The sequence below is a fragment of the Grimontia kaedaensis genome, assembly GCF_023746615.1.
Lineage (GTDB): Bacteria > Pseudomonadota > Gammaproteobacteria > Enterobacterales > Vibrionaceae > Enterovibrio > Enterovibrio kaedaensis.
Map to the genome: position 1 here is coordinate 2,635,021 of NZ_CP082275.1, position 13,106 is coordinate 2,648,126.

General features: G+C 48.7%; 10 protein-coding genes and 3 tRNA genes. All 13 read left to right on the forward strand.

The features are described 5' to 3' along the window. Positions 1–225 precede the first annotated feature (225 nt). The 13 genes from K6Q96_RS11960 (at position 226) to K6Q96_RS12020 (ending at position 12,870) form a co-directional block, all read left to right on the forward strand. A tRNA-Asn gene (locus K6Q96_RS11960) sits at positions 226–301 on the forward strand. A gap of 349 nt (positions 302–650) precedes the next feature. Beyond that, positions 651–726: transfer RNA gene (locus tag K6Q96_RS11965), tRNA-Asn, on the forward strand. 145 nt (positions 727–871) lie between these two features. Beyond that, a tRNA-Asn gene (locus K6Q96_RS11970) sits at positions 872–947 on the forward strand. A gap of 327 nt (positions 948–1,274) precedes the next feature. After that, the gene (gene rsxA, locus K6Q96_RS11975) at positions 1,275–1,856 is read left to right on the forward strand and encodes an electron transport complex subunit RsxA (RefSeq protein WP_002541126.1); all 582 of its coding nucleotides are present in this window, start codon (positions 1,275–1,277) and stop codon (positions 1,854–1,856) included. Then, a complete protein-coding gene (gene rsxB, locus K6Q96_RS11980) occupies positions 1,856–2,440 on the forward strand; it encodes an electron transport complex subunit RsxB (protein ID WP_251875982.1) in 585 nt (194 codons plus the stop codon). Before rsxA ends, rsxB begins: the two co-directional genes overlap by 1 nt. Continuing rightward, on the forward strand, positions 2,437–4,998 hold the full coding sequence (gene rsxC / locus K6Q96_RS11985) for an electron transport complex subunit RsxC (protein WP_251875984.1): 2,562 nt from the start codon (positions 2,437–2,439) through the stop codon (positions 4,996–4,998). Before rsxB ends, rsxC begins: the two co-directional genes overlap by 4 nt. 2 nt (positions 4,999–5,000) lie before the next feature. Then, positions 5,001–6,062, forward strand: coding sequence for an electron transport complex subunit RsxD (gene rsxD, locus K6Q96_RS11990; RefSeq protein WP_251875986.1), 1,062 nt, complete (start codon positions 5,001–5,003; stop codon positions 6,060–6,062). Continuing rightward, positions 6,059–6,691: an electron transport complex subunit RsxG gene (gene rsxG / locus K6Q96_RS11995; protein ID WP_251875988.1), complete on the forward strand. Its 633-nt coding sequence runs from the start codon at positions 6,059–6,061 to the stop codon at positions 6,689–6,691. Before rsxD ends, rsxG begins: the two co-directional genes overlap by 4 nt. Continuing rightward, positions 6,688–7,380, forward strand: coding sequence for an electron transport complex subunit E (locus tag K6Q96_RS12000; protein ID WP_251875990.1), 693 nt, complete (start codon positions 6,688–6,690; stop codon positions 7,378–7,380). The genes rsxG and K6Q96_RS12000 overlap by 4 nt, the downstream gene beginning before the upstream one ends. 24 nt (positions 7,381–7,404) lie before the next feature. Continuing rightward, positions 7,405–8,046, forward strand: coding sequence for an endonuclease III (nth, locus tag K6Q96_RS12005; protein WP_002541119.1), 642 nt, complete (start codon positions 7,405–7,407; stop codon positions 8,044–8,046). A gap of 319 nt (positions 8,047–8,365) precedes the next feature. Next, positions 8,366–9,280, forward strand: a complete 915-nt coding sequence (locus K6Q96_RS12010; protein ID WP_251875992.1) for a LysR substrate-binding domain-containing protein — start codon at positions 8,366–8,368, stop codon at positions 9,278–9,280. A gap of 91 nt (positions 9,281–9,371) precedes the next feature. Then, entirely contained in the window at positions 9,372–9,788 is a 417-nt protein-coding gene (gene gloA, locus K6Q96_RS12015) for a lactoylglutathione lyase (protein WP_251875994.1), read from the forward strand. 181 nt (positions 9,789–9,969) lie between these two features. Next, complete coding sequence (locus tag K6Q96_RS12020) at positions 9,970–12,870, forward strand: HD domain-containing phosphohydrolase (RefSeq protein WP_251875996.1); 2,901 nt, start codon at positions 9,970–9,972, stop codon at positions 12,868–12,870. Positions 12,871–13,106: the final 236 nt, after the last annotated feature.

Here is a 13,106-nt window from a genome sequence, read left to right on the forward strand (position 1 = left end):
AGAAACGCAAAGACATCGCCTTTTAGAGGTGTTGTGATAGCGACTGAAATTTTTCAAATAGGCAGAGATCCAAGCTTTTATTTGCACCATAAAAAGCCCACAGAACAAAAAATCAGCCAATCTTGATCACACATTAAGCAGATGATTTAAATTCATCAAAATGTGGGTTTTCGGTGGTTGACAGCCTAAAGGGCGATAGCTAAGATTCGCCCCGCTTTGAGCGATTCCCCCTTAGTTCAGTCGGTAGAACGGCGGACTGTTAATCCGTATGTCGCTGGTTCAAGTCCAGCAGGGGGAGCCACTTTTCGTTAACTTGTTTAAGAATGAGTTAGCCGTCAGGATTGTCGCTTCGCGATATGTCGCTGACCTAGGCGGCCCCGTTGCAAGTCCAGCAGGGGGAGCCACTTTTCGTTAACTTGTTTAAGAATGAGTCAGCCGTCAGGATTGTCGCTTCGCGATATGTCGCTGACCTAGGCGGCCCCGTTGCAAGTCCAGCAGGGGGAGCCACTTTTCGTTAACTTGTTTAAGAATGAGTCAGCCGTCAGGATTGTCGCTTCGCGATATGTCGCTGACCTAGGCGGCCCCGTTGCAAGTCCAGCAGAGGGAGCCACACTAGATACATCGCCGCGGCGGTGAATCACAGAATCTGTTCCCCCTTAGTTCAGTCGGTAGAACGGCGGACTGTTAATCCGTATGTCGCAAGTTCAAGTCTTGCAGGGGGAGCCACTTTTTAGATGATTGGTTTTCGAACGAGTCATCGGTTTGTCGAAGTATCGCTTCGCGATTTGTCACAAGCCTGGGCGGCCCCGTAAAGTCTTACAGGGGAACCACTTTCGACGCATCGCCAAGGCGGTGAATCACAAAAATCTGTTCCCCCTTAGTTCAGTCGGTAGAACGGCGGACTGTTAATCCGTATGTCGCTGGTTCAAGTCCAGCAGGGGGAGCCACTTTTCGTTAACTTGTTTAAGAATGAGTTAGCCGTTAGCACTGTCGCTTCGCGATATGTCGCTGACCTAGGCGGCCCCGTTGCAATTCCAACAGATGTAGCCACTTTCGAAAACCCAGCCTAGCGCTGGGTTTTTTGTATTTGTTTTGTGGATATGACGCACAGGAATTGTTACTACCTATTATCTAGACTGTAAGCAATCGCCCAGATCCGGGCAAAGTTTGTCCGCTGCAGCAATTTTGATGAAAAACCCTTTCTCCTATCTGTTGTTATAGGCGCTTCAAAGGCCGATAATACAAAGATCTCTTTAAAATTTTCAAAGAATGGCATGACTGAGTATTTATTGCTTCTTGTCGGCACCGTCCTGGTAAACAACTTTGTGCTGGTTAAGTTCCTTGGCCTGTGCCCATTTATGGGCGTGTCCAAAAAACTTGAAACCGCCATTGGGATGGGGCTTGCGACCACGTTCGTACTGACACTCGCATCAGTGAGTGCTTACCTGGTCGAGACTTACATTTTGGCCCCATTGGGTCTTGAGTACCTGCGAACACTGAGCTTTATCTTGGTGATCGCGGTTGTCGTGCAATTCACTGAAATGGTCGTGCATAAAACCAGCCCAACGCTTTACCGTCTGTTGGGTATTTTCCTGCCGCTAATCACAACAAACTGTGCCGTATTGGGTGTCGCACTGTTGAATATCAATGAACGCCACAACTTTATCGAATCCATCATTTATGGCTTTGGCGCTGCAGCGGGCTTTTCCCTCGTATTGATTTTGTTTGCAGCAATGCGTGAGCGTATTGCCGCGGCTGACGTTCCTCAGCCATTCCGCGGTGCATCAATTGCTATGATCACAGCAGGACTGATGTCATTGGCATTTATGGGCTTTACAGGGTTGGTGAAACTGTAATGACTGGAATTTTGATTGCGATTATTGCTATCGCTGTCCTCGCGGCTGTGTTCGGTATTTTGCTGGGCTTTGCTTCTGTGCGCTTTAAAGTCGAAGCGGATCCGATCGTCGATCAGATTGACTCCATCCTCCCGCAGACACAGTGCGGACAATGTGGTTATCCTGGTTGTCGACCTTATGCAGAAGCCATTGCCAATGGTGACGCCATAAATAAATGCCCTCCAGGTGGTCAGCCGACTATCGAGAAGCTTGCTGACCTGATGGGGGTGGAAGCCACAGAATCTGCGCACGATGAAGAAAAAAGCGTAAAAAAAGTCGCCTTCATTCACGAAGACGACTGTATTGGCTGTACCAAATGTATTCAGGCTTGTCCGGTGGACGCTATCATCGGCAGCACCAAAGCCATGCACACCATTATCAAAGATGAATGTACTGGATGCGACCTTTGTGTCGCCCCTTGCCCAACTGACTGTATTGAAATGATCCCTGTTCAAACCACGCCTGAAACCTGGAAATGGCAACTTGACCAAATTCCAGTTGTTCAACTTTCTGTTGATGAAGATAAAGGGATCAAACAAGTATGATTACCCTAATCGAAGAGATCAAACAGGGACATGTCTGGGATTTTCACGGTGGTATTCATCCACCAGAAAACAAACGCCAGTCGAGCGAAACTTCCATTTTGCCTGCCGATATTCCCAATGAAATTGTGTTGCCAACCAAACAGCACATTGGCACAGCTGGCCAACTACTGGTAAATGTCGGTGATAAAGTCCTAAAGGGCCAGCCACTGACCAAGTCAGACATCCTGCAATGTTGTCCCGTGCACGCACCGACGTCCGGTGAAGTCGTGGCAATCGAGCCACGTACCATCGCGCACGCATCTGGCCTTACCGATAACTGTATTGTGATTAAGCCAGATTTCGAAGATACCTGGGGCGACAAAAACGCACTACCTGATTTCCGCGAAGTCTCTGACGAGGCGTTGATCGATCATGTTCGCATGATGGGTATCGCGGGCATGGGTGGCGCAGGATTCCCAGCAGCCCGCAAGCTGCAGACTGGTCATGCGCGCACAGAAATTCTGATCATCAACGGTGCTGAATGTGAGCCTTACATCACCGCTGATGACCGTTTGATGCAAGAGCGCGCAGATGAAATTGTTCAAGGTATTGAGATCCTCCAACATATCGTGAGCCCGAAACTCACCGTCATGGCGCTGGAAGACAACAAACCAGAAGCGATTGACGCCCTGAAATTGGCGACACAGGGTAAACCTGACATTGTCGTTCAGGTAGTTCCGACCAAATACCCGTCTGGCGGTGAAAAGCAGCTCATCAAACTCATCACCGGTAAAGAAGTACCTGCAAAAGCCATCCCTGCCGCAATCGGCGTGATGATGCAAAACGTCGGTACAGTCTTCGCCATTAAACGTGCTGTCATCGACGGTGAGCCGCTGATTGAGCGTGTCGTCACCTTGACAGGTACCACGTTGAAAGAACAGCGTAACCGTTGGGCACTGCTTGGCACGCCTGTCAGTTTCTTACTCGATAAGCACGGTTATGAACCAGACAAAAAGGTAGAGCGCGTGATCATCGGCGGCCCGATGATGGGCTACACCATTCCGCACCCTAACGTGCCAGTCACCAAAGTCACCAACTGTGTATTAGTGCCTTCACGTCGTGAAATAGCGCCGTCAGAGGGTGAGATGGCCTGCATACGATGCAGCGCCTGTGCAGAAGCCTGCCCTGCTTCGTTGCTTCCACAACAACTTCAGTGGTACGCCAAAGATCAGGATTACGACAAGTGCGAAGAGTATAACCTGTTCGATTGTATCGAATGTGGTGCTTGTGCCTTCGTCTGCCCAAGTGAAATTCCACTGGTGCAATACTATCGTCAGGCTAAATCTGAAATCCGAGCGCGCGATGCGGAGCAGCAAGCCGCCGAGCGCGCTAAAGAGCGTTTCGAAGCCAAAAAAGCGCGTATGGAGCGTGACAAAAAAGCACGTGAAGAGCGCCATAAGCAAGCTGCGGAAAACCGTCGTAAAGCGATGGAGAAGTCCGGCGAAGGCGATGCGATTGCTGCTGCCATTGCACGTGTGAAAGCCAAATCAGAAAATGAATCTGCAGCTACGGCAATGAAGCCAGCTGTGGCAGCTGCTATTGCCAAAGCAAAAGCCAAACAGGCAGAGGCTGCCGCGCAAGGGCAGACCGAGCCAGATAACAGTGAAATGGCAAAGCTGCGCGAAGAGCGCAAGCGTCAGGCGCGCGAGCGTAAAGCGCAAAAGGCATCGGAATCAGAAACTGAAAACGCAACAGACGACAAGAAAGACGCTGTTGCAGCGGCGATAGCCCGCGCTAAAGCACGTAAAGCGGCTCAGCAAAGCGAGTCTGAACCCGCTTCTGATAACAGCGCCGCTGGAGAAGATCCGAAGAAAGCCGCAGTTGCAGCCGCCATTGCCCGAGCCAAAGCTCGCAAAGAAGCGCAACAAGTTGATGCGGCTACCCCTACTGCTGATTCTGCTCCAGAAGAGCAAGCTCCCATTGAGGAAGATCCGAAGAAAGCTGCTGTGGCTGCTGCCATTGCCCGTGCAAAAGCACGCAAAGCGGCACAAGAGGCAGAAGCTGAAGCGCCTGCTACTGATTCTGCTCCATTAGAAACTCCCGTTGAGGAAGATCCGAAGAAAGCCGCTGTCGCTGCTGCCGTTGCCCGTGCTAAAGCACGTAAAGTGGCACAACAGGAGAAAGCAGAACCGCCTACTGCTGATTCTGCTCCAGTAGAAGTTACTCCTGCTGAAGACGATCCGAAGAAAGCCGCTGTCGCTGCTGCCGTTGCCCGCGCTAAAGCACGCAAAGCCGCACAACAGGCGGAAGCTGAAGCGCCTGCTGTTGATGTTGCGCCGGTAGACGAAGCACCTGTTGAAGACAATCCGAAGAAAGCCGCTGTTGCTGCTGCCGTTGCCCGCGCCAAAGCACGCAAAGCCGCACAACAGGCAGAAGTTGAAGCGCCTACTTCAGAGGCTGCTCCAGTAGAAGATACTCCCGTTAAAGAAGATCCCAAGAAAGCAGCGGTTGCTGCTGCCATTGCACGCGCTAAAGCGAGAAAGGCAGCGCAAATGAAAAATAAGAATGAGGAAGAGTAATCGTGGCCTTTTTTATAGCCAGTAGCCCGCATAGCCACAGTCGCAAGAGCACCAGCGACATCATGATGACAGTGATACTGTGTACTTTGCCCGGCATCGCTGCGCTTTGTTACTTTTTCGGTTGGGGTGTTTTACTGCAGGTAGTCATGGCAGCACTGACTGCGGTGGCTGCAGAGGCGGCTGTTGTGGCTCTGCGCGGGCGTCCTGTTAAACACTATCTTAAAGACCACTCTGCCCTGCTGACGGGTGTGCTTCTGGGTATCGCCATTCCACCGTTCGCACCATGGTGGATTGTGATTATCGGTATACTTTTCGCCATCGTCATTGCTAAACATCTCTATGGTGGGCTGGGCCAGAACCTGTTCAACCCTGCCATGGTCGCTTATGTCGTACTGCTGATTTCGTTCCCGGTTCAAATGACCACCTGGCTGCCACCAACTGAATTGTTGGTTCAGCCACTTGGCTTTACTGACAGCTTCGCCGCTGTCTTTACTGGCCTCACCACTGATGGCTTCAGCGTGAACCAACTGCGAATTGCTGTAGATGGCTCAACCATGGCGACGCCGCTGGATACCATTAAGACCTCTTTGCTGGCCGGTGAAACCGTCTCTGAGGCGGTTGAGAAGTCAGTGTTTGGCAGTTTTGCAGGTATCGGTTGGGGCTGGGTGAATGTCGCCTTCCTTGCTGGCGGTCTTATTCTGCTGAAGAAGAAGATTATCCAGTGGCAAATCCCCGTTGCTATGCTGGCATCTCTTTTTGTGTTCAGCTTGGTAGGCTATGCAATCAGCCCAGATGGCGTGGCTTCGCCATTGATGCACCTTTTCTCCGGTGCCACCATGTTGGGTGCTTTCTTCATTGCCACTGACCCAGTTTCTGCTTCAACCACTACACGAGGTCGACTGATCTTTGGTGCAATGATCGGCGCGTTGGTTTATCTGATCCGTACCTTTGGCGGCTTCCCAGATGGCGTAGCGTTTGCCGTGCTTATCGCAAACATGTGCGTACCGCTGATTGACTACTACACCAAACCAACCACTTACGGTTACAGGAAGGAAAGCAAATGATCCGCGCGATGCGAAATAATGGCGCAATCCTTGCGTTGGCGGCACTGCTTTCAACAGGCTTAGTCGCCGTCACCAATACACTGACGAAAGACACTATCGCAGAGCAGCAACGCATGCAGCTTTTACGGGTTCTAAATCAAGTGATCCCAGAAGAAATGCATGACAATGCATTGGCGAAAACCTGTACGTTGGTGACCAGCCCAAACCTTGGCACCCGTGAACCAATGCCAATCTACATTGCCACCAAGAATGGTGAGCCGACGGCCATGGCAGTCGAAGCCATTGCACCGGACGGTTATAATGGCGCCATCAAAGTCTTGGTAGGCGTCAATACCAATAACACTGTGCTCGGTGTTCGCGTGCTGAGCCACAACGAAACCCCGGGTCTTGGCGATAAAATCGATCTGAATGTCTCTGATTGGGTGCTGTCTTTCGATGGTAAAAATATTGAAAGTGAAGACGATAAGCGTTGGGCGGTTTACAAAGATGGCGGTCAGTTTGACCAGTTCACCGGTGCCACCATCACACCGCGTGCCGTGGTTAGCGCAGCGCGAAATGCGGCTTGGTATGTCATGCAGAACAAAGACATTATTGTCCGCCAACCTCTGAATTGTGGAGCTTCATCATGAGCCAGAATAAAGAGTTAATGACAAACGGAATGTGGGCCAATAACCCCGCGTTGGTGCAGCTTCTAGGTCTTTGTCCTCTGCTTGCGGTTTCCGCGACTGTAACCAACGCATTAGGGCTTGGCATCGCAACGCTGCTGGTTTTGGTGGGCTCGAACCTGACCGTTTCGCTGGTCCGCGAATATGTGCCAAAAGAGGTGCGTATTCCCATCTTCGTTATGATCATTGCGTCACTGGTAACCTGTGTCCAACTGCTGATGAATGCCTACGCATTCGGCCTTTATCAGTCGCTGGGTATCTTTATTCCCCTGATCGTGACCAACTGCATCATCATCGGCCGCGCAGAGGCATTCGCCTCCAAGAATACGCCATTACCTTCGGTGTTGGATGGCTTCTGGATGGGCATGGGCATGACTGCAGCGCTGGTCGTACTGGGTGCCATTCGAGAAGTACTGGGTAACGGTACTTTGTTTGATGGTGCTGACCGGCTGCTTGGTGATTGGGCTGCAGGACTTCGTATAGAAGTGTTCCAATTTGATAGTCCATTCCTGTTAGCGATGCTACCGCCGGGTGCCTTTCTGGCTGTGGGTTTCCTCATCGCTATAAAGAACGTGGTCGACGAAAAACAATCGAAAAAACAACCAAAAGAGAAAGCCGTGATCGAACGTGTTCGAATCACGTCCACAGATTAAAGTTAAGCATTCAATGGATGAGCAATGAATAACGAAAAACGTGTTCAGATACTGGAGCGATTAAGAGCAGAAAACCCTCACCCGGAAACTGAACTGAACTGGAGCACGCCGTTTGAGTTGCTGATTGCAGTATTGCTTTCGGCGCAGGCAACGGATGTAAGCGTGAACAAGGCAACGGATAAACTCTATCCGGTGGCTAATACGCCACAGGCGTTGTTAGACCTTGGGGTTGATGGCGTAAAGGAATACATCAAAACCATTGGCCTGTTTAACTCCAAAGCAGAAAATGTCATCAAGACATGTCGAATCATCGTTGAACAACACGGTGGTGAAGTACCTGAAAACCGCGAAGCACTGGAAGCTCTGCCTGGTGTGGGTAGAAAGACAGCCAATGTCGTGCTCAACACCGCCTTTGGTTGGCCAACCATTGCGGTAGACACGCATATTTTTCGCGTATCAAACCGCACCAAGTTTGCGATGGGGAAAAACGTCGATCAGGTAGAAGAAAAGCTACTGAAAGTCGTGCCAAAGGAGTTCAAGGTCGATGTTCACCACTGGCTTATTCTGCACGGCCGCTACACTTGTGTGGCTCGCAAACCGCGTTGTGGCAGTTGTATTATTGAAGACCTCTGCGAATTCAAAGAAAAGATTTACCCAGACGAATAAAAAAAGGCTGCCGTTGGCAGCCTTCTTTATAAATATTTCTGATAGTCGTGGGACCCACCACTGTCACATCTTGTGTCGCGTATACCAATATCTTTCTTCAAGTGGCAGTTCATTCCATCGCTCTTGATCACAACTTTACGCTCCCTAAAACCACTTCCTAATCCAATAATTTTAAGCATTTTTTCTATAATCATATTTCTAGCCCTCTTTGCTGACGGTCGCATCATTCTTTCTCTGTTGTTATGGTTTAATGTCATTTTGTTAGTATTTTGTACTCAACACGAACGATGAAATCTGACAACAGATATAAGCTGAACTTATGGACAAGCAACTTCGCTATCTCAGTGCACTCCGTTACTTTGAAGCTGCCGCGAGACTGAAAAGCTACAGCGCAGCAGCAAAAGAGTTGAATGTGACCCAGGCAGCCGTCAGCCAACAACTGAGAGGGCTGGAAGATAACCTTGGCTGTAAGCTGTTTTTTAGAAATGGGCGGGAAATGCAGCTCACCGATAAAGGCCACCAGCTGCTTGCACCTATTACCGAAGGGTTTGAAAGGATTATCGTCGGTTTAAACCGTATTCAGACTGAACCTCTGGAAGGCGTATTGACCGTCACCGTCCCACCCTCGTTCGCTTCATTGTGGTTAATGCCGAGACTATGGCGATTTACGTTGGAAAACCCCACCATCACGATTCGCATACATAGCGATATCAAACGGGTGGCGATCCTACATAGCGATATTGATCTAGCCATTCGGCAGGGCAAAATCACAGAGAGTGACACAGCGGGGAGCATTCGTTGCGAACACCTCTATCAAGAGGAGGTTTACCCACTTTGCTCCGCTGAGCTTGCCCGTTCTATACAGTTTGATTCCCCGGAAAAACTCAAGCGGTGTTGGTTGATACATGGCGTGAATTCTAAAGAGATAGTTTGGTCAAAGTGGTTTGAAAAAGCCGGTGTGAAGTTCGATAACAGCGCACTGCGATGGATGGAAGTACCTACATTCGATATGGCTCTCAATGCAGTGATTGCGGGTCACGGTGTATGTTTGGGAACGGAAAGCCTGTCGAAAGCACTTATCGATCAGGGTCTTCTGGTCAAACCCTTTGATATCGGGCTGACGCCCGGCATGCAGTTTAGTTTGTTGTATGACGGCGCTTCCTCAAGGCTTCCGCGCATTGAAGCATTTCGAAACTGGCTGTTCCGTGAGTTGGAACAATCACAATATCGCTGAAACCTTCAGAGGGTTCTTTTGCTTAAGGCTCTTGGGGTTACGAAAATTTTGTTGGTAAACTGGGCGCGACAATATAATTAAGGAGAATGTCATGAGCACTGGTCGTATTCTGCATACCATGATCCGCGTTGGCGATTTGGATCGTTCAATTGCCTTCTACACCAACGTGATGGGCATGCAGCTTTTGCGTAAAAGCGAAAATGAGCAGTACGAGTACACGCTGGCTTTTGTTGGCTATGGCGATGAATCACAGGGTGCAGTGATTGAGCTGACCTACAACTGGGGCACCTCTGAATATGAGCACGGCTCTGCTTTTGGCCACATTGCAATTGGTGTAGACGATATCTATGCGACTTGCGACAAACTGCGTGGAGCAGGTGCGAACATCACGCGTGAACCAGGCCCGGTAAAAGGCGGCACTACAGAGATCGCCTTTGTTGAAGACCCAGATGGCTACAAAATCGAGCTGATTCAAAACAAGAGTGCTTCTGCAGGCTTAGGTAACTAATCGGGACTGGCGTCTGTTTTCTGGTTACTACACCTCATGTTGAGAGGTGTAGTAACAACTATCTTAACGTTTCAAACTCATCCAAAATATCAATACCTTGAATTAAAATTCAATCATAACCCTTCCCTTTTCAGAAATTCTGATAGGCTTTTAATAGTGTCTCACCGATAAGAAAGCCAGTATGTTCTGGAAAAAGAGTACGCTGCAAATTCATATTGCCAGCATATTTTTCATCGTCGTTTCTTTGTTATCTGCCTTGCTGATCGTCCTCAGCTACCAGAACTCTAAATCGCTAAATGAACAATTAGCCAAAGAACGCATGTCCCAGAATGGTGAGCAGGTCAAACTCGCATTCCAGAAAAAAGTAGTTCCTGTTCTTGCTGCATTGGAGACCCTTGCAGCATCGGATTACGGGCATGATGTTCATGCTTCCAACAATCCCAACTGGCTTGCTTCGGTCGATGCGATTATGAAAGTCACACCGGATGTGCTTTCTATTTATGTGGGTTACGAAGATGAGAGCTCTGCCTTTATCCGCTCTACTGTACCGGCATTTATGCGAGAACAGTTTTCGACACCAGACAATTCTCACATCATGGTCGACATCAACCTGAGTAATGGCGAACAAACACGAACCTTTTACGACAAAAATCTGGAGTACATTGGTGAAACGACAGACACCATCTCCTACAAGCCAACGACACGCCCTTGGTACAAAGACACCCCGCAGAATGGTGACGTGTTTATTACCGACCCCTATTTTTATCTCTTTATCAAACGCATGGGCATCACGATCTCAAAGCGTATCCCTGCCAACGGTGGCGTGTTAGCCGCCGACATTACCCTATCTTCGATTAATGAATTCTTAAAATCTCTCCCTCAGTCGGAAGAAGCTAGAATCATGCTGTTCGACGAAAACAAGACTATTCTGGGCCAAACTGGGATTCTCCCTGAAGCTCCATTAAATACAACGCAAGACACCTACCTTGAAGCAGTACAACGTTCTCCTTTGGCTTCATTACTTGAGAGAGATAACTGGCAAGAGGCATCCCAAAACCTCAGGTTCGAAGGAAAAGCGTGGCGGTTAAGCCTAATAAATATAGATTTTGGAAGCGGCAAAGGGCTTTGGCTTGCTAAAGCCCTTCCTGAAAGCACTCTGATCGGCAGTGCGATAGAAGCAAGAAACAACCAAATAACCATCAGTTTTATTATCCTTGGAGTTGGGATGCTTCTGATTATGTGGGCTTCAGCAAAAATCGCTACCCCACTAAAACTACTAAATAAAGCGACGCAGCAAATAAGAAATCTCGACTTTCATGGAGTGAAAACACCCGATTCCAACATCATCGAAGTCCGAGAGCTTTCAGATTCAATATGCATGATGTCCGAAACCATCGGAGATTTTCTCGATACACTCCAAAGTGTCACAAATAACCCCAATTTCGAATCCCTGCTGACAGACATGGTCAGCCACTGCCACAAAACTGCTGGGGCTGATTATGTCCTCATGTGGGCGGCAGACATGGATGATAGAACCCAGCTTTCTCTCGCTGCACATCACCCAGAGGCGACCAAAGAAACCGACATGGATTTCAACCAACTGTTGTTCGATCTTCCACAAATGGCGAAAGCCTTGGATAACCATAGTTTCTTTACATTCACACCGCAGGAGCATCCGTCCGTCAGGGGACATTTACCTGATGACCTTGTGAGGGCTTGGGTATTGCCGCTTCATAACCGTGAAGACGAGCGCGTAGGTTTTGTATTTATCGGCTTTAACCACACTATCTCCCCTGAGCAAGAAGAAAAACTTGGTTTTATTCAGGAGTTCCTTGGCTTTGCCTCGTTGATAAAGGAAAGCTGGGATCACATTACGGCACAAAAGATCCTGTTTAAATCCTTCGTCGAGATGTTCGCATCCGCGATTGACACCAAATCCCCTTATACCGGAGGACACTGTCAACGCGTGCCTGAGCTCACCTTTATGTTGGCTGAAGCAGTCAATGAAGATAAGGCTCATTTCCCAGACTTTACACTTGACGACAAATCCCGTGAAGCACTGTATTTTGCAGCGTGGTTGCATGATTGTGGCAAGGTAACAACGCCAGAATATGTCGTCGACAAAGCCACCAAACTCGAAACCATTTATAACCGAATACATGAAATTCGAATGCGTTTTGAGGTGCTAAAACGTGACGCCGAGATTGAATGCTGGAAGCAGATTAGCGAAGGAACATCTGCTGAAGATGCAAAGGCAACGATGAATAAACAAAGAGAAGTGCTGGATAACGAATTTGCTTTAATCGCAAAAACCAACATAGGTGGTGAGTTCCTGGATGAAGGCAGCGAAGAACAGCTCAAACAAATTGCCTCAAGAACCTGGACCCGCACGATAGATGACACTCTGGGGCTATCTTGGGAGGAGGAAATACGCAGAAAGCGCCGGGGCGAGCAAAAGCTACCTTGCAAAGAAAATCTTCTGGACAATCGGCTAGACCACAAAATTTACTGGACCGAGCAGCAGCTCAAAAAGTTTGAGAACTGGCCATTTAATATCAAGGCACCTGAACATAAATTTGACTTGGGCGAACTCTATAATCTGGGCATTAAACGAGGCACACTCACTGAGGAAGAACGCTTCGCGATTAATGATCATATTATTCAAACTATTATCATGCTTCAAAAGTTGCCGTATCCAGAACACCTGAAAAGAGTGCCAGAAATAGCCGGTGGACATCATGAAAAATTGGATGGAAAGGGCTACCCGCTTGGATTGTCAGATACCAATCTTCCGGTGGACGCGAGAATTATGGCCATTGCAGACATTTTTGAAGCACTGACAGCCAGCGATAGGCCCTACAAGAAAGCGAAAAAACTGAGCGAGGCACTTAAAATTCTCGCTTTCATGGCGAAAGACAGACATGTTGATGCAAATTTGTTCAAAATATTCATGGAACAAAAAATTTACCTTAAATATGCGCAGGATTTCCTCCCTGAGAGCCAGTGGGACGAGGTAGATGAAGCCTCGCTATTGGAAATAGTCTTTCCAAAAAATCCGGTGCAAGAAGAGGCACGTCATTGATATACCCAAACAACCTGAAGATGCAGGATTCAGCGAGATTGACTGGTGTTGTGATCGTGGCGTTCCTTTGCCGGTGTAGTCACCTCCAACAACAAAGAACAACAAAGAACATAGCGTCGGCCAACTCGCCCAAAGGGAGGCCATAAATGCGCCCACTTCTTCGTTAAATCCCAAGGATATAGAACGACTATTCCTCTTGAAATTTGCCTCGAGTTGAACTCATTGGTGACCTCTGA

Bases quoted from the DNA above. Each gene is read 5' to 3' on its own strand.
- rsxC (WP_251875984.1), top strand. From the start codon at position 2,437: ATGATTACCCTAATCGAAGAGATCAAACAGGGACATGTCTGGGATTTT.
- gloA (WP_251875994.1), top strand. From the start codon at position 9,372: ATGAGCACTGGTCGTATTCTGCATACCATGATCCGCGTTGGCGATTTG.
- K6Q96_RS12000 (WP_251875990.1), top strand. From the start codon at position 6,688: ATGAGCCAGAATAAAGAGTTAATGACAAACGGAATGTGGGCCAATAAC.
- K6Q96_RS12010 (WP_251875992.1), top strand. From the start codon at position 8,366: ATGGACAAGCAACTTCGCTATCTCAGTGCACTCCGTTACTTTGAAGCT.
- rsxB (WP_251875982.1), top strand. From the start codon at position 1,856: ATGACTGGAATTTTGATTGCGATTATTGCTATCGCTGTCCTCGCGGCT.
- rsxG (WP_251875988.1), top strand. From the start codon at position 6,059: ATGATCCGCGCGATGCGAAATAATGGCGCAATCCTTGCGTTGGCGGCA.
- nth (WP_002541119.1), top strand. From the start codon at position 7,405: ATGAATAACGAAAAACGTGTTCAGATACTGGAGCGATTAAGAGCAGAA.
- K6Q96_RS12020 (WP_251875996.1), top strand. From the start codon at position 9,970: ATGTTCTGGAAAAAGAGTACGCTGCAAATTCATATTGCCAGCATATTT.
- rsxA (WP_002541126.1), top strand. From the start codon at position 1,275: ATGACTGAGTATTTATTGCTTCTTGTCGGCACCGTCCTGGTAAACAAC.